The sequence below is a fragment of the Halomicrobium sp. HArcht1-1 genome, assembly GCF_058933285.1.
The window spans coordinates 1602804-1619888 of record NZ_JBZYDL010000001.1 but is presented as its reverse complement, the minus strand read 5'-3'; the positions used below and the strand labels follow the sequence as shown (position 1 = coordinate 1619888).

15 protein-coding genes are annotated in these 17085 nt (G+C 65.5%); 2 read left to right on the top strand and 13 right to left on the bottom strand.

The genetic code is table 11. From position 1 onward, the window contains the following. Positions 1–76: 76 nt before the first annotated feature. The 9 genes from trmB to AC5FRZ_RS08450 all read right to left on the bottom strand — a co-directional run bounded on the left by trmB (position 77) and on the right by AC5FRZ_RS08450 (position 10297). Positions 77–1129 (bottom strand): HTH-type sugar sensing transcriptional regulator TrmB, encoded by a 1053-nt coding sequence (trmB, locus tag AC5FRZ_RS08490; RefSeq protein ID WP_170094255.1) that lies wholly within the window; start codon positions 1127–1129, stop codon positions 77–79. A gap of 158 nt (positions 1130–1287) precedes the next feature. Further along, positions 1288–2352 (bottom strand): glucose 1-dehydrogenase, encoded by a 1065-nt coding sequence (locus AC5FRZ_RS08485; RefSeq protein WP_170094254.1) that lies wholly within the window; start codon positions 2350–2352, stop codon positions 1288–1290. 144 nt (positions 2353–2496) lie between these two features. Then, positions 2497–3561: a Gfo/Idh/MocA family protein gene (locus tag AC5FRZ_RS08480; protein WP_493564371.1), complete on the bottom strand. Its 1065-nt coding sequence runs from the start codon at positions 3559–3561 to the stop codon at positions 2497–2499. Between the two features lie 49 nt (positions 3562–3610). After that, the gene (locus AC5FRZ_RS08475; protein ID WP_170094252.1) at positions 3611–3817 is read right to left on the bottom strand and encodes a DUF8005 family protein; all 207 of its coding nucleotides are present in this window, start codon (positions 3815–3817) and stop codon (positions 3611–3613) included. Between the two features lie 2 nt (positions 3818–3819). Continuing rightward, positions 3820–5001 (bottom strand): ABC transporter ATP-binding protein, encoded by a 1182-nt coding sequence (locus AC5FRZ_RS08470; RefSeq protein ID WP_493564370.1) that lies wholly within the window; start codon positions 4999–5001, stop codon positions 3820–3822. Between the two features lie 2 nt (positions 5002–5003). Beyond that, positions 5004–5996, bottom strand: coding sequence for a carbohydrate ABC transporter permease (locus tag AC5FRZ_RS08465; protein ID WP_493564369.1), 993 nt, complete (start codon positions 5994–5996; stop codon positions 5004–5006). Position 5997: 1 nt separating this feature from the next. Then, positions 5998–6987 carry a carbohydrate ABC transporter permease gene (locus tag AC5FRZ_RS08460; protein WP_493564368.1) on the bottom strand — a complete coding sequence of 330 codons (990 nt, stop codon included), beginning with the start codon at positions 6985–6987 and terminating at the stop codon, positions 5998–6000. A gap of 77 nt (positions 6988–7064) precedes the next feature. After that, complete coding sequence (locus tag AC5FRZ_RS08455; protein ID WP_372479002.1) at positions 7065–8609, bottom strand: extracellular solute-binding protein; 1545 nt, start codon at positions 8607–8609, stop codon at positions 7065–7067. Positions 8610–9220: 611 nt separating this feature from the next. After that, a complete protein-coding gene (locus tag AC5FRZ_RS08450) occupies positions 9221–10297 on the bottom strand; it encodes a TrmB family transcriptional regulator (RefSeq protein ID WP_153553336.1) in 1077 nt (358 codons plus the stop codon). Positions 10298–10566: 269 nt separating this feature from the next. On the opposite strand from AC5FRZ_RS08450, the gene AC5FRZ_RS08445 reads away from it, so the two are divergent. Then, a complete protein-coding gene (locus tag AC5FRZ_RS08445; RefSeq protein ID WP_170094247.1) occupies positions 10567–11358 on the top strand; it encodes a DUF8054 domain-containing protein in 792 nt (263 codons plus the stop codon). Between the two features lie 356 nt (positions 11359–11714). Further along, on the top strand, positions 11715–12347 hold the full coding sequence (gene gfcR, locus AC5FRZ_RS08440) for a transcriptional regulator GfcR (RefSeq protein ID WP_170094246.1): 633 nt from the start codon (positions 11715–11717) through the stop codon (positions 12345–12347). Here the strand turns inward: gfcR and AC5FRZ_RS08435 are convergent. The 4 genes from AC5FRZ_RS08435 to AC5FRZ_RS08420 all read right to left on the bottom strand — a co-directional run bounded on the left by AC5FRZ_RS08435 (position 12344) and on the right by AC5FRZ_RS08420 (position 17073). Continuing rightward, the gene (locus tag AC5FRZ_RS08435; protein WP_170094245.1) at positions 12344–14002 is read right to left on the bottom strand and encodes a glycoside hydrolase family 13 protein; all 1659 of its coding nucleotides are present in this window, start codon (positions 14000–14002) and stop codon (positions 12344–12346) included. The two genes, gfcR and AC5FRZ_RS08435, sit on opposite strands and share 4 nt — an antisense overlap. A gap of 78 nt (positions 14003–14080) precedes the next feature. Beyond that, positions 14081–15178 carry a M24 family metallopeptidase gene (locus AC5FRZ_RS08430; protein WP_493564367.1) on the bottom strand — a complete coding sequence of 366 codons (1098 nt, stop codon included), beginning with the start codon at positions 15176–15178 and terminating at the stop codon, positions 14081–14083. Beyond that, the gene (locus AC5FRZ_RS08425) at positions 15175–16281 is read right to left on the bottom strand and encodes a Gfo/Idh/MocA family protein (protein WP_493564366.1); all 1107 of its coding nucleotides are present in this window, start codon (positions 16279–16281) and stop codon (positions 15175–15177) included. The genes AC5FRZ_RS08430 and AC5FRZ_RS08425 overlap by 4 nt, the downstream gene beginning before the upstream one ends. Positions 16282–16350: 69 nt before the next feature. Beyond that, entirely contained in the window at positions 16351–17073 is a 723-nt protein-coding gene (locus AC5FRZ_RS08420; RefSeq protein WP_493564365.1) for a TIGR00266 family protein, read from the bottom strand. Positions 17074–17085: the final 12 nt, after the last annotated feature.

Genomic DNA, 17085 nt, shown 5'->3' with positions numbered 1-17085 from the left:
TAGGGGTCTCTGCCGGACGCACTTGAGTTTTAGGTTACCCAAAAGAAAACGCGAGGTGGTAACACACGTCGCCTCGCTACGTCGTCGGCGGCTCGTCGCGGCCGACGCTGATGGTGAACGCCTCGATGTCCTCGTAGGCCGCCACGCGATCCCCGACGGCGACGCGTCCGTCCTCGCCTTCGACCGTCAGGGTCGCGACCTCGCGGTTGCGGCCGAACTCGGCCTCGACGATCCGTCCCTCGACGACGCGCGGATCGCCGCTCTCGACGTCCCGTCCCTCGATGGCCGCGTAGAACTCGCCGTCGAGGGCCTGCAGATCGGAGATACACCGTCGGATCGTCCCGTAGCGCCGGGGAAACGACAGGTCCTCGCCGTTGCCGACGATCGTCTCGGCGGTCGTCCACAGCACCGTGTTGAGAAAGCCCGAGACGAGAAAGCCAAGCTCGGAGCGGTTGAAGATGACGCCGTAGCGGTCGTTGTTCCCGCGCACGCTCTCTCGGGTGGCGTACATCGAGTAGTTGCCGTCGGCGACGGCGACGACCGGCGTCGTGATCCCGCGACGGCCTTTGACGGTCGTGGCGAGGCCCCGGTAGTCGAACTCGCCGGCAGGCGGTGCTTTGGCGGCCGGCGAGACGACGATCTCGATGGCGACGCCCTCGTCGTGGACCGACCGGAGCGCGTCCTCGAACCGGTCGAGCAGCCGCGGGGTCAACGACAGCATCAGCTCGTACTCGGCGGCAGTGATGATGTCTTCGAGATAGCGCAGTATCGTCGGGCGCGACTTCACCAGCGAGACCGCCTCGGGTTTGCGCGTCGGCGCGGTGTAGCGCCGCGAGAGGTCGTCCACGAGGGAGTCCAGCGAAGACTGCACGTCGTCGAAAGCCTCCCGTGGATCGATCGCGAGCACCGTCATCGGTCGGCTGTCTTTCAGCTCGACGAGGCCGACGTCGCTGAGACTGCGGACGGTGTCGTAGACCCGTGGCTGTGGGATGTCCGTGTGCTCGGACAGCTCCGACGCGGAGAGCTCGCCGTGTTCCAGCACCGCGAGGTAGGCCGTAACCTCGTACTCACCGAGATCGAAGACGGTGATGACCTGCTCCAGTGCGTCCCGGAGGTCGTCGCGGGGCATACGAATCGGTTGACCGACGCGCCAACTAAGTCTTCCGACAGCTACGTTTCCGGACCCGCGATCACTCCGACAGCGATCCGTCTCGTACCGCCGGCTGTCCGTCTGTGAAAAGTTTCGCCGTGGTCGCGAATAGCTTGCAACAGTGATAGCCGGCAGTGTCAGGGGGATTCGAACTCGACGATCGCCTTGATCTGGTCGTCGCCGTCCTCGAAGGCCGGCTCGACGTTCTCCGGATCGGTGACCGTCGTCACGAGGTGATCGAGCAGGTCGTCGGGCATCGCCTCGACGACTGCCGCCCCCTCCGCGAAGTGTCGGATGCCGGCGTTGACCGAGCCGAACAGACACTTGTTGTGGAGGACGATGTCGTTGTGCAGCGAGCCGCCGTCGATCTCGAAGTCCCAGGAACTGGGGATGCCGAGTAGCGCGCCGACGCCGTTGGGTGCGAGCGCCTCGACGGTCTCGAACGCGTGGGGCGCGTAGCCGGTCGCCTCGTAGATGAAGTCCATCCCCTCGTACTCGTCGGGGATCTCGTCGACCGGAGTCTCGCGTGAGTCGATGTACGTCGCGCCGACCTCGTCGATGAACTCCAGGGTCGGGTCGGGCCGGTCGCGTCGACCGAGACAGTAGGCACGGTCGAACTCCTGGGTGAGCTGCCACAGCGTCAACAGACCGAGCGGACCGTTGCCCAGCACGGCGGCCGACTCGGGGTACCAGTCGAACGCAGAGCGAGTCGCACGGGCGTGTTCGAGGGCCTTCTCCGTGTTCGACAGCGGCTCGACGAAGATGCCGTACGGTGCGATCTCCTCCTCGATGGGAATCAGGAAGTCCGCGGGACTGGTGAAGTACTCGGACATGTAGCCGTGCTCGCCGACGATCCCGCGTTCGAAGTACTCCCCGTCGGGGGCCATGTCCGGCTCGTTGCGACGGAAGTACTCGTTGGTCTCGCCGTTTGGCTTGCGCCGGACCGTCGGAACGACGTACTGGCCCTCGTCGAGGCCGGTGCCGTTGGGATCCTCGACGACCCCGACGGCTTCGTGGCCCAGCACCATGTGGTCCTCGCCCTCGGGGAACCCGCCGTGGGAACCACTCAACACCTCGTGGTCGGTGCCGTCGACACCGACTCGGAGCGTCCGAACCAGCGCTTCGCCGTGTTTTGGCTCCGGCCGTGGCTTCTCGATCAGTTCTGGCTCGTCGCTCCCGCGACGGATTGCGACAGCTTTCATACGTGGTCGGAAGATGTGAGCACCGGGGATTAAGTCTTCCTCTCTCGCGCGGTCCGGCGTAATTTGCGCCTTTCGTGCCGACAGACGGCGCTGTCGCTGCTGGCAGCGCGAGTCGCCGTCCGGAAGACCGCAATTGGAGAGCGGTTACTCCACCGAGACCGCTTCGCCGGCCTCGCTGGACCGATAGATCGCGTCCATCACGCGCTGGACGGTCAGCCCCTCCTCGACCGTGTTCATCGCCGGGGTGTCCCCGCTGGCGACGTGTTCGAGGAAGTACTCCTGTTCGAGCCCGTGGGCCTCCTGGTCTGCGGTCTCGATCTCGGTGTCACGGTGGTGGGCCGCGCCGTCGTCGGCCGTATCGAGCACGGTCAGGGAGTCGTCGGCCATATCGAGGTGCGCGCCGCCGCCGTCGCCGCGAACGACGAGTTCCTGGCTCGGGTAGCGGTTGCTCGCCCACGCGACTTCGAGCGAGATCGTCTTGCCGTTCGCACAGCGGACGAACGCCGTGGCGGAGTCGTCGACGTCGAAGCCGCCGGCACCCTCGTCGTAGCCCCACATGTTCAGATACGTGTAGTCGTCGTCCGGGCCGAACTGCGCACGCGTCTGGGCCGAGACCTCCTCTATCTCCGGGAAGCCCATCAGGTACAGCGCCACGTCGATGGCGTGGGTCCCGATGTCGATGACTGCGCCGCCGCCCGAGACCTCCTTTCGGGTGAACCAACTGCCACGACCGGGGACGCCGCGTCGGCGGATGTAGTTCGCTTCGACGTGAGAGACGTCGCCGAGTTCGCCGTCCTGACGGTACTGGTCGAGGACCTGAACCGGCCCACGGAAGCGATTGTGGAACCCGACCATGCAAAAGCCATCGGCGTCGGCCGCCACGTCCGCGATCCGCTCTGCGCTCTCCAGAGAGTGTGCGAGTGGCTTCTCGACGAGGACGGAGAGTCCCGCTTCGAGCGCGCTGGTCACGTACTCCTCGTGGAACGTGTTGGGCGTCGAGACGACGACGGCGTCGACGTGCTCGTACATCGCGTCCTCGTCCTCGTACACGTCGGCGTCGTAGGCCGCCGCGAACGCGTCGCGAGCCTCCTCGTCGATGTCGGTGCCGGCGGTCACCGTCCCCCCGACGTCGAGTACCTGGTCCGCGTGGAGGTGTGCGATGTTGCCGAGTCCGACGAATCCGAGCCGAACGTCTTCTATGTCAGTCATTCTCTGTCCGTGCCTCCGTGGGACGGGGATAAAAACGCTCGGGAATCATTTAGTACAGCTGTTGTTCCTTTTCTTCCCGCTCCTGTTCGCGTTCCCGTTCGGCTTTGCGCTCGCGGCGACCGCGTCGGTACTGGAGGATGCCCGGCACGATCTTGTTGCGCAGGTCGAAGGCGAACGACACGATGCCGTAGACCCAGAAGAAAAACAGGGCGACCATCCCGCTCCAGTACACCAGCGCGGCGGTGTCGGCGACCATGGTCAGTCGTCACTCTCCGCGCGTGTGCCCGCCGATCCGTCGCCCGTCACGTCGACGATTCCGTGGGCGATGGCGTCGCCGGTCGCGTCGTCGAACAGGTGGATCTTTCGCCGGTCGAGCACGACGCTAACCGCCTCGTCCTCCCGTATATCTGAGTCCGGTTCGATGCTCATGAGCAACTGATCGTCCGTCGCGGCCTCCTGTGACATCGAGGTCTCGCCGTCGCCAAGCAGGAGGTACGCGAAGATCTCGTCGCCCATCGGCTCCAGCACGTCCGAACGTGCCTGAATCGCGGCGGTGGGGTGGGCGACGTCGTCGGCCTCGGGCACCGGATACACGTCTTCGGGCCGGACGCCGACGGTCACGTCGTCGCCCGGTGCCAGCCCGTCGACGCGAGCGGGATCGAACTCGATCGAGAAGTTCGGCGTCTCGATCGCGTCGGCCCCGACGCTCCCGTTGACGAAGTTCATCGACGGCGAGCCGATAAAGCCCGCGACGAAGAGGTTCGTCGGCTCGTTGTAACAGACCAGCGGGGGATCGATCTGCTGGAGTTCCCCGGTGTCGAGGACGGCGATGCGGTCGGACATCGTCATCGCCTCGGCCTGGTCGTGGGTGACGTAGATGATCGTCGTGTCCAGTTCCTTGTGGAGTCGCTGGAGTTCCGTCCGCATGTGGACCCGGAGCTTGGCGTCGAGGTTCGCCAGCGGTTCGTCCATCAGGAACACGTCGGGCTCCCGGACGATCGCACGCGCGATCGCGACGCGCTGGCGCTGCCCGCCGGACATCTCGTCGGGCATCCGTTCGAGCATCCCCTCCAGTTGCACGATGTCGGCGGCCCGCTCGACGCGGCGATCGATCTCCTCTTTGGGGAAGTCTCTGAGACGCAGGCCGAAGCTGATGTTGTCGTACACGTCCATGTGGGGAAAGAGCGCGATGTTCTGGAACACCATCGCGATCCCACGGTCCTTGGGCGGCAGGTTCGTCACGTCTCTGTCGCCGATGAACACCTTCCCCTCGGTCGGAATGGTGAGACCGGCGATCGTCTCCATCGTCGTCGACTTCCCACAGCCCGAGGGACCGACGAGACAGACGAACTCCCCGTCTTCGATGTCGAGGTTCATGTCGTCGACTGCCGTGACGTCTTCGTAGCGTTTCGTGACGTGTTCGAGTTTGAGGCTTGCCATGATTACTCCTTGAGTGCTCCCGAGGTTAGTCCGCTGACGATGCGTTCCTGCGCGACGACGACGAGGACGAGCATCGGGAGCACGCCCACGACGCTCGCCGCCGCCATCAGGTTGAACGAGGTGGTGTACTGGGTCTGGTAGCTGAGGATCCCGCCGACCAGGGGCGACCAGTTCCCGGCCTGTGGGGAGGTCGCCATGATCGAACTGAAGAAGTACTCGTTGTACACCGAGATGAACGTCAGGACCGCTGCGGTCGCCACGCCGGGGGCCGACAGCGGCATGATGACCCGGAACAGCGCGCCGAGTCGAGTCGTCCCTTCGACGCGGGCCGCGTCCTCCAGTCCGTCCGGAATCTGGCCGTAGAACGTCGTCAGGATGAAGATCGACAGGGGCATGAACAGGGCGCTGAAGGGAAGCACCATCGATCCTGGCGTGTTCAGTAGTTCGATCGACTGGAACAGCGCCACGTCCGTGAAGGGGATGTTCACGGCGTTGCCGGCGAAGACGTCGTACAGCGGGACGACGAATGCGGCGGGCGGGAAGTAGCTGATCGCGAGGATCGCGAGCATCAGCACTGCCCGGCCCGGGAACTCCAGGCGGCCGAAGACGTAGCCCGCCAGACTGGCGACGACGAGCACGATGATCGTCGTCGTCACCGCCAGCGCGAAGCTGTTCAGCATGTACAGGTGAAACGGAATCTCTCTGAACACGTCGACGAACGCGCCCGGATTGAACCCCTGCGGGACCGGCAGCGGGAACGGAACCGTCGCCCCGAACAGCTCGATTTCGGGGATGAAACCGCCGCCGATGATCTCGCTGTTGGGCGTCACCGCCAGCACCAGCAGCCAGTAGAAGGGAAACAGCGTGGTGATCATGAAGAAGATCATCGCGGTGTAGAACAGCGCCCGGTAGACGCGTTCCGGGTCTTCGATCGCCCGCTGGACCCAGCGGTTGAGCGGTCCGTCCGGCTCGTCGGTGTCGTCTATCGTCGCCATGTTAGATCGCCTCCTCTCCCTGCCAGAGGATCAGCGACATCACGACCAGCCCGATGATCGCCGCCGTCGTGAACGCGATGGTCCCGGCGGCCGCGTTGAAGCCCGAGAAGAAGGACTCGACGACCATACAGGACAGCGAGGGCACGACGGTACAGCTGGAGACGATGTCGATGATCCCGTACACCCGCATGGCCGCGACCGACCGGAACAGCACCGCGACGGCGATGGTCGGCAGGATCAGCGGGAAGGTGATGTGTTTGAACTGCTGCCACTTCGAGGCTCCGGCGACTTTCGCCACGTCGTAGAGGCCACGGTCGATGCTCTGGAGGCCGGCGAGGATCAGCAGCGCCATGAACGCCGAGGTCTTCCAGATGTCGGCGACGATGATGACGAACGTCGCACTGGCCGGATCGTTGAGCGTGTTCGTGGGCGCGAGCAGGCCGAGGTCTGCCAGTGGCGGCGTCAGGAACCCGATGCTGGGCTGGAACATCAGGTAGAACATCATCCCCTGAATGACGACCGGCACCGCCCACGGGATGATGATCGCGGCACGGATCCAGCGGCGACCGTAGAAGTCCTGGTCGAGGATCAGCGCCTGCCCCATGCCGATGATCGTCTCGAAGAACACGCTCACGAACGCGAAGAGCAGCGTCATCGTCAGCGCGCTCGTCACGAGGCCCTGAATGCCGAAGCTCTGTGGTAGGAACGTCGGCTGTCCGGGGAGGTACCGATCCATGTTCCCGGTGAACAGGTCGACGTAGTTCCCCGGGCCGACGAACTCGCCGAGTCCGGTAAACGTCTGAGCGAACAGCGACATCTCGAAGGTTCGCAGGAGGGGGTAGATAGCGATGCTCCCCAGCAACACGAACACGGGCGTCAAGAGCAGGTACGCGTAGGTGGTGTCGCTGAGGTTCTCCATCCAGCGGGTGACACGAACCAGCGGCCCCGAGCGACGTGATTCGCGTTCACCACCCGCCATCTCGGTACTCATGGGCGGTCACCTCTCATATCGACATCCCATCCATGTTTAGTGATGACATACCAGAGTTGTAAAACTAGGCGCTGGATTCAGTTCTGTTCGGTGGCTTCGAGGCTGGAGGTCAGCGAAGCCATCGCGTCCTCGGCCGAGGTCTCCTGGCCGACGACCCTGTTGGCCGACTGAGCGATGTCGCTGGACTGCTGGCTCCAGACGGGCGTGACCGGCCGTGCCATCGCGTTCTCACCGGCCACCTGGAGCGTGTCCATGTAGCGCCCGACCGGTGCGACGTTCCGGGCCTCGTCGGAGTTGAACAGTTCGGGACGGGGCGGGAGCCACCCCTGCAGTCGGAACAGTTCGAGGGCGAAGTCCGGTTCCATGACGGCGGAGACGACCTCGTCGATGACGTCGAGGTTGTCGCTGTTGGGGTTGAACGTGAGGTGCCAGCCACCGAGCGCCGAGGTCGTGCCACCGGTTCCGGGCTGGGCGGCCTCGCTCTCGGAGACGGCGTAGGGGATCGGCATCGCACCCAGGTCCTCGCCGAGTGCGGGGTCGTCGGTCTCTTCGGGGTTCCGGCCGGTCAGCGCGAGCGAGTACGGCCAGTTGCGGTGGAACACGGCGTCGCCCTCGGCGAAGGGCGAGCGAGAGGGCTCCTCGATCCAGCCGAGGATGTCCGTCGGCGCGATGTTGCCGGCGTAGTCTGCGAAGGTCCCGTCGAACTCCTCGTCGTGGACGAACTTCCGCATCATGTTGAGCGCGTTGTGAACCTCGGGCTCGTCGACCGTGATCGGCCGCTCGCCGACCGGACCGAAGAGGTTCTCGCGGCCGCCGAAGTACGCGCCGCCCCACGAGGACATGACCTCGTTGAACGTACAGCAGGCGGTGCCCTCGTAGATGTCCCACTGGGTCGTAAAGCCGTACTCGGCGTCGGCGTTGTCCTTCACGTCGGCGACGACGTGGGACCACTCCTCCCACGTCATCGGCTCGGTCGCCCAGTTCTCACTTTCCGGGTCGTAGCCCGCCTGTTCGACGAGGTCCTTGCGGTACTGCATCGTCGGGAAGTCGGGGAACAGCGGCACACCGTAGAGGTCGCCCGACGACGGCTCTCGGGCCGTGTCGGTGAACCCGCTGAAGTAGTTCTCGTTGATGTCCGAGAGGAGGTCCTCCGGGAGCGTCTCCGAGAGGTTCTGGATCAGTCCGCGCTGGATGAAGATGTTCACCCAGCCGTTGTCCATCTGGAAGATGTCGGGATCGCTCTGGTCCGCGTTGAGGATGCGGTTGTAGTTCGACCGGACCTCGCCTGTGTCCGAGGCGCTCGGGACCCACTCGATCTCGATGTCGTCTCTGAGACCACCGGCCTCGTGGAGCGCCGTCTTCATCTCCTCGCCGGCCGTCTGGACGGCAGTCGGCCCGATACCCCACTGGATCGTCGTCGCGCCGTCGCTCCCGCCGTCGCCCGTCGTCGTTCCGGTACCGTCGCCGCCGTCACCGCCGTCGCTGCCACCGTCGCCGCCACCGACCAGATCAGCGCAGCCGGCCAGTGTCGCCGCGACGCCCGATGCACCGCTGGCTGCGACGAACCGTCGTCGAGAGACACTGCTTCGCTGTCCGTCGTCGTCTGAGTGGTTATTTGACATCGTCTTTCGTTGAGTTGCAGCCATCCTACTTAAGCGTTGCCGAAAGTTAACCACACCTGTTGTAAACGCTGTTTTCGTACCGAACGAGATGTTTTATTTTTTGTGGTTTTATTAGAGAGATGATAGGCTGCCCGGCCATCACTTATAAACAATCGGCGTGTAGCGACCAACAGAGCCGTTACACGAGAAATAGGTTGCTAGTTTCTCCCAGTCGTTAACAGGGGGTGAAAACGATCGGTAACGAGAGCGTACCGGGTCAACGATCGGTGAAGCGACAGTCCCAGCGTCGAAGCGCTGTCCCGAGTGTCACCCGTGGCGGCGATCGTACTGTCGGCTGTAAGTCTGTAAAGAATTTCGCGACTCCGTGCTCGCGAATCGCTTGCAACAGTGACAGCCGGCAGTATCAGGAAGTTACAGCCAACAGTGTCGCCGAGAAGTAACGACGGCGTTCCGTCTCACACTGTCGGCCGCCACTGTGTCGAGCGATGCGCGACCCAGCGAGATGGGTCATCGACGGACAGCTGGGCCGTCTCATACTGCCGGCTGTCACTTCGTGAAGATCTTCGCCACCCTGGGTGGCGAAATCGTTCACAGATGTACAGCCGGTAGTATCAGTCGTAGCGAACGTCCTCGATCGTGATCTCCGAGGCCTCGACTTCCTCGATCACGGCACCCCATCCGCCGACTTCGACCGGTCCGTCGTCGGTTTCGAGCGTGATGCTCACCCGACCCGCGAGCTGTGACAGCGGGAGTTGCTGGTCGCGGCCGGCGGTCTCGCCCGTGTACCGGACGCGCGTGATCCGGCCGTGGAGGGTGACGGTCTCGTGGGTGTCCGTCTCGTATCCCTCGACGGTCGCGACGATCGTCGCGCCCTCCTCCAGCAGCGGATCCACGTCGCGGACGCAGTGACGGAGGTCGACGTACGTCGTCGGCGTCTCCGGCGTCCGGAGCGTGTAGATGGTGTCCCAGATCTCCCAGAGGCAGGTGAGGAAGAACCAGTGGAACACGTACGTGTGGGTCCGATCGCTGACGAGGACGCCGTACTCGTTGACGGACTGGCTGTGGGGCGCAAAGCAGGTCCACCGTCGGTCCACGAGCACGAGGAACGGGGAAGGCGTGTCTCGGTGGCGGGCTTCGGTACAGACGCTCGCGAGTGCTTCCTCAGAGGGGAGTCGATCGCCCTCGCGGGTACAGAGGCTGAGTTTGACGTGGACGCCGCGGTCGCGTGCGTCCCCGAGCGCGTCCTTCAGCGAGTGAAACTGGTCGACGTCGACCGCGATCTGGATCTGTTTCTCGGCGTTGTCGATGATCTCGCGGGCGCGGTTCATCACCGTCTCGAACCGCTTGACGATGCTCACCTCGTGTTCGGCGACGGCGGGCTGGTTCCAGCGGTCCTCGATCTCTTCGGCCGCCGAGAGGTACTCGCTGGATCGGGACCGGAGGTCGTCCAGTACCGTCTCCGGGTCGTGGGCGCGTGCCGTGAGACTGTCCTGCTGGTACGTCTCGATGTACCCCTTGGACTCGAGGTCACGGAGCACGTCGTAGATCCGCGGATCGGGCACGTCACACGCGTCCGCGATGTCGGTCGCCGAGGCGCTCCCGAGTTCGAGCAGGGTCACGTAGGCCTCCGCCTGATACGGAGACAGACCCGCGTCTTCGAGAACGTCGATGAGATCGTCGTCTTTCATCGTTTGACTGGCGCTTCCGGAGGATGAGTTATATGTTCGTTGTTCTGTACGGCATCCGTTCCCGTGACTGACACCCTGTTCGGCGGTGAGCCCGCGAGCGGCCGGCGGACTGACGCCGACTGTCGCTGCTCGCCGTCGATGGGTCCGTCGGCCGCGAGCGACTGGTTGGCCATGCAACTACTAACCACACCAGTTGTTAAAAATATTGGTGGCGGCGGGCAACGTCGACTTCGACAACGCTGAAGCCACTGGCAGCCGTCGACGACTCCATGAGTGTCCTCGGCGCGCTCCGGAATCCGGCACACACCGGCTCGCGGCGCTGTGTCCCGTGTACGCTGGTCAACGTCGCGATGCTGTGGCTCGCCGTCAACGTCGTGGTCGTGCTCGGACAGCCCTTCGCGGGGGCCGCCGTCCTCGTCGTCGGACTCGTCGTGATCTGGCTCCGGGGGTATCTCGTCCCCTACACCCCGCAGTTCGCGCCCCGACTGGTCGCGGCGTCACCGATCCCGACGACGTGGTTCCACGACACCAACGAGCCGGGATCGATCGCGGACCGGTCCCGAGACGGGGATCGATTGCTCGGGCAACTCCGACGGGCCGGTCTGCTCGACGCCGACGAAGAGCGCGTGTATCTCGATCCCGACTTCGAGCGGCGCTGGCACACCGAGATGGACCGGCTCGCGTCCCAGTCGCTCGACGACCTGGCAGACGAACTGGCGTCGGTACCGAGCGTGCCGTCGGCACGGCCGGTCGAGCAGGACGGACAGGAGTGGCTCGCCGTCGGCGGACAGACTGCACTCGTCGCTCGCCACGTCGCGATCGCCGAACTCGGTGCCGTCAGCGCGCTCGAACCACACGTCGACGATCCCGCGGACCGCCTCGCGATGGCCAGACCACTCCGGGAGTTCCTCACCGACTGTCCAGCCTGTGGGAGCGCCTTCGATCGATCGTCGGAGGTGTCCTGCTGTGGCGGATACACGAATCCGCGCGAGAAACCGCGCGAGACGCTCGTCTGCCCGGAGTGTGAGCAGCGGTTCCTGCGGCTCCCCGACCCAGAGTGACACAGCGGTCCCGCTGACCGGCAGCTGTCCGTGTGCGGCGAGCGATAGTGTGGACCGTGGCCCCAGACCGCACGACAGCGTGCCGGCGGCGGCCACCGATCCACGGTGGCTACTACAGAACGGTGGCCGGGTTTGGTGTGGGGGGTAACGGCAGATGTAGTGGGGGAAAGGGTGTCTGCCTCCGTCGTTCGGGGGGAGAACGACGGTCTGTGTACCCAGCCGTTCCCGATTAACAGCAGGTGTTGCAAAAGTCTGACGATCGGAGCCGTCGCTGCGGTGACCGTCGTCGGACGTGGGGAGTCCGGGGTCGTCGAGATCCCCCTGGGTATTAATCCCTCCCGGTCAGATGGACCACCATGAAGAACATCGACGATCTGATCGAGAGTGCGGCAGATCTGGCAGAGCACGGCCTTTCGAAGGGCGAGATCGCCGACGAGCTGAACGTCTCTCGGGAGACCGCGAGCTGGCTCGTCGAGCAGAGCGGGAGCGGGACCGACTCGACGAGCGAGCCCAACGGCGGCCCGTACGACATCCACGTCGACTGGAGCACGATCGGCAGGGACAGCAGCCGTCTCGCCGCGGTCGGCTCCGCGATGGCCGACCTCCTGCTCAAGCAGGGCGAAGCGGTCGACCTCGTGATGGGGATCGAGAAGGCGGGCGCGCCCCTGGCGACGACTGTCGCCCGCGAACTCGACGCCGACCTGGGGACGTACGCACCCAGCAAGCACCAGTGGGACGACGACAGCGACCAGTCGCTCGACGGCTCGTTCTCCCGGAACTTCGCCCAGATTCGCGGTCGGGACTGCTACGTCGTCGACGACACGATCACCTCCGGGACGACGATGACGGAGACGATCGAGGCGATCCGGAATCAGGGCGGGAACCCCGTCGCCTGTGTCGTTCTGGCCGACAAGCAGGGACTCGGCGACGTGAACGGCGTCCCGGTGTACTCGCTGCTGCAGGTCATCCGGGTCGGCTCCGAGGACTAGACGCGGTAGACGGCCGCTTCGTAGGGCCGGAAGGTGGCATCCGAGAGGTCCGTCGGAGACCCGTCGTAGTTCGAGAGGAGACACGCTTCGGGTACCCCGACCGGGAGTTCGACGGACGCCGCGGACCCGGACGTGTTCAGCACGACGACGACGCGGTCGTCCTCGTGGCGTCGCTCGTAGGCGTACACCTGTCGGTCGTCCGGTAGCAGATCGCGGAACTCGCCGTAGATCAGCGTCGGCGTCGACGAGCGCAGGTCGATCAGCTCTCGGTAGTACGACAGCACCGAGTCGGGATCGGCTCGCTCGCGTTCGACGTTGACCGTGGGGTAGTTGGGGTTGGCGTCGATCCAGGGCTCGCCGTCGGTAAAGCCCGCGTGGTCGTCGTCGGCCCACTGCATCGGCGTCCGCGCGTTGTCGCGGGTGCGGTACTCGACGATCGACCTGACCGCGTCGTACTCGCAGTCGCGCTCTGCCATCAGCTCGCGGGCGTGGTTGATCGCGTCGACGTCACGGAGGTCCTCGATCGTCGGAAACGGCGCGTTCGTCATCCCCAGCTCCTGGCCCTGATAGACGAACGGCGTGCCCCGGAGCGTGAGCACGAACGTCCCAAGCATCGTCGCCGACTCCCGGCGGTACTCGTCGGGGTCGCCGTAGCGAGAGACGACGCGGGGCTGGTCGTGGTTCTCCCAGTAGAGCGCGTTCCAGCCGTCGTCGGCGAGTCCGGTCTGCCAGCGGTCCGTGATCGCCTTGAGTTCGGTCAGGTCCCACTCGCCGACCGACCAGCGCCCGTCGGCTCCGTAATCGAGTTTCGTGTGCTGGAAGTGAAAGGCCAGATCCAGCGGGCCGTCGCCCCCCGCGTAGGTCCGTGCCTGCTCGACGGTCAACTGGGGCATCTCGCCGACGGTCAGCCCGTCGTAGTTCGACAGGACCCGCTCTTCGAGTTCCACGAGGTAGTCGAGCAGTTCTGGTCCGTCGACGAAGTGCTCGGAGCCGACCCACTCGCTGTCGGGGTCGCCGTCCGGGAGCCCCTCGGCCTTCGAGAGGAGGTTGATCACGTCCATGCGGAAGCCGTCGATCCCCTGCTGGAACCACCAGTCGACGATCTCGTAGACGGCTTCGCGAACGTCTTCGTTGGCCCAGTTCAGATCTGGCTGACTCGTGTCGTAGAGGTGGAGGTACTGCTCGTCCCGGACCGCGTCGTGTTCCCACGCCGACCCGCCGAAAAAGGAGTCCCAGTTGTTCGGCGGCCGGCCGTCGTCGGTGTCTCGCCAGTGGTAGAAATCCTCGTACTCCGGATCGCCACGTCGCGATCGCTGGAACCACTCGTGGTCGACCGACGTGTGGTTGACCACGAGATCCATCACGAGGCGCATGTCGCGAGCGTGGATCTCGTCGAGCAGTCGACGCCAGGTGTCCATGTCGCCGAACGTCTCGTCGATCGACCGATAGTCGCTGATGTCGTAGCCGTTGTCACGCTGGGGAGAGTCGTAGACCGGGTTGAGCCAGATGACGTCGACGCCGAGATCGGCGACGTAGTCCAGTTTCTCGATGATACCTTGCAGATCACCGATCCCGTCGCCGTCCGCGTCGTAGAAGCTGCGGGGGTAGATCTGGTAGACGACCGCCTCCTTCCACCAGGTGCGTTCCTGTGCCATACGAGCACCACTAGAGAGTGCCTACTTAGACCTTTGCAAGAGATACAACAGCAGTTGTAAACAGATCTCGGCCGGGTGCTACAGGTAGAGTACGTCGTGGCGGTCGAGAGTCAGGTCGGCTCCGACGGCCGAGACCGTCGTCCGGGGCCACTCTCCGGTCACCGAGATGGGCTCGACGCTCTCGTCGGTCACCAGATGCGTGTCCTCGCTCTTTGCCCCCTGGACCGTCGGGTTCCACGAGTACGCCATCGGCAGGAACACCGGCGCGTCGTGGGTCGGCGTCGCGATCCACTCGCGACCGGCGAAGCCGGCCGCACCGCCCTGGTGGTGGTTCTCCCACTCGCCGGACCAGCCGAGTTGGGCGTAGGCGTCCTGGACGGCCGCGAACACGTCGCCGGCAGTCCCTCCCTCGCGGCCGACGCGCTGGGTCGCCGCCAGCGCCGTGGTCTCGACGCGGGCGGCGTCGTCGGTCCGTTCGGCCAGCCACTCTGGGGCGTCGAAGGCGATCGTCCGGGAGGTACTGACGAAGAGCCCGTCTCGCATCGCCGTGATGCTCGCCAGCGCGTAGTCGCCGAGTTCCGTCTCCGTCGACGTGTAGTGTCGGTACGCGGGCGCGCGCTCGCTCCCGCCGACGAGGACGACCGGTGCCCAGATCCCCTCGGCTTCGAGCTCGCGGTGGATGTCGGCCGTGATCTCCCGTTCGGTCGCGTCGGCGGTTGCGTCGCGCAGGACGCCCTCGAACGCTCTCGTCGCGTCGGCGGCCAGCGAACGGTACTGCTCGATCTGGTCGGCCGTCAGGGGCTGTCGCAGATCGCGCGCTTCGACGGTGTCGAACCCCTCGACGTCGAAGTCGGCGGCCGCGGGCTGCGGGCTGTGTGCACGGGTCGCGTCGGCGACGCCGTCCTCGTACCACTCGACGGTCTCGACGGGCACGTCACCGACCTCCTCGTCGATCAGCCGCTGGCCCTCGATGTTGTTGGTCACGACGGTCCGCTCGTCGCCGTCGTAGCCGACCGCGGCGATCCCGATGTCGGTCGCGCGGTCGACGATGTTGTTCCCGCCGCCGGTGAGCCACGCGAAGGAGTTGGGCCGTGCGAACCAGACCGCTTCGAGCCCCTCCCGTTCGAGGTAGTCGTCCAGCCGATCGAGCAGCGGCGCGACGGTCACGTCGGTCATGCGACGCTCACCCACTCGCCGCGCTCGTCGCTGCGCTCGATCGCGTCGAGGACCCGCTGGGCGCGGAGCCCGTCCTCGAAGCTCGGTTCGTAGTCGGTGCCGTCGCGGACGGCGGTGAGGAACTCGTAGTTCTCGTGGACGAAGGTGTGTTCCCAGCCGAGGACGTGACCCGGCGGCCACCAGTGGTCGACGTATGGATCGTCGGCGTCGGTCACCAGGATCGTCTCGAAGCCGCGGTTGTCAGCGCGCTTGAGCTCCAGTTCGTTGAGGCGTTCGAGGGAGAACCGCAGACTCCCCGCCGACCCCTCGATCTCGATCGTGTGGTCGTTCTTGTGCCCGTTCGAGAAGCGCGACCCCTCAAGCGTGCCCATCGCGCCCGACTCGAACTCGACCTGCGCGCTGTAGGCGTCGTCGACGGTGACTTCACGAGTGTCATCACTCCCTTCGACCGGGCGCTCGTCGACGAACGTCCGGAGATGGCCGCTGAGCCGTTCGATGTCGCCCGCGGTGTCGCCAAGCAGGAAGTGCGCGAGGTCGACCGTGTGCGCGCCCAGATCGCCAAGCGCGCCGCTGCCGGCCATCTCCTCGTCGTTGCGCCAGCTCCAGGGGGCCTCGGGATCGACGAGCCAGTCCTGGAGGTAGCGCCCGCGGAAGTGGTGGATCTCGCCGAGTTCGCCGTCGTCGATCAAATTGCGCGCGTACCGGAGTGCCGGCACGAAGCGGTAGTTGAACGCCGTCCCGGCGGTGACGCCCGCCGCGGCGTCGGCCATCTCTTCGGCCGCGGCGAGCGTGGGCGCGAGGGGCTTCTCACAGAAGACCGGCGTGCCCGCTTCCAGTGCGGCGATCGAGGGCTCGGCGTGGACGTGGTTCGGTCCGAGGTTGTAGAACACGTCGACCTCGTCGACCACCTCGCGCCAGTCCGTCGCGGTCCGATCGAAGCCGAGCGTGTCGGCGGCGTCCGCGAGCGCCGCCTCGTCGCGGCCCACCAGCACGTCGCGGTTCGTCTGCGGTGCGTCCTCGAAGAACATGGGCAGGCGGTCGAGCGCGTTCGAGTGGGCCTTGCCCATGAACCGATAGCCAAGAATACCGATGTCGAGTGTCACACTCGGGGTTCGCTCCCTGGCCAGTATAGTTCTTGTCCTCGGAGCCACACCAGAGGGCGACGACGGGCGCTACAGGAAGTCGTCGACGTCGACACCGCCGTCGCTGGTGGCCCCGCCGCTGTCACCGCCGGGGAGCAGCTCCGCGACCGTCGAGGCGAAGGCGTTGAGCCCGCGGGTCTGGTACCAGACCGTGCCCGGTCCGGTGAACTCGAAGACGAGCCCCTCGCCGCTGAGCAACGTCGACTTCATCCCGCCGGGACGCCGCGCGTCGAAGTCGACCGAGCCGTCCCAGGCGACGACGTTCTCGTTGTCGACGTGGTAGGTCTCGCCGGCCCCGAGCTCGATCGATTCGAGGCCGCCGAATGCCTCGACGAAGACGGTCCCGGTGCCTTCGAGGGTCAGGGGCGTGATGCTGGCCCCGGCGAGCATCGACTTGAGGCCGCCGAACTCGGTCTCGATCGAGATCGACGGCTCGGAAGCCAGCCACGCGCCGTCGACCGCGTAGATGGTCTCGTCGGACAGTTCGTACTGCATCACGTCGCCGGGCGTGGGCGGGGCGAGCGTGACCGTGCCGGAGCCATCCGTGGCGGTGAACTCGTTGGCGAAGAAGGATTCGCCACCGAGCATCGACTTCGCGGAGCTGAGCAGCCCCTCGTTGCTCGTCGTCGTGTCCATCGAAATGTTGGAGGAGTGGGTCGTCATCGCTCCGGGCTCGGCGAGGATCGTCTCGCCGCTGCCCAGTTCGACGACGACGTGCGTGTAGGACGGGCGGTGTGTGAGTTCGAACTCCATCGTATCACCTAG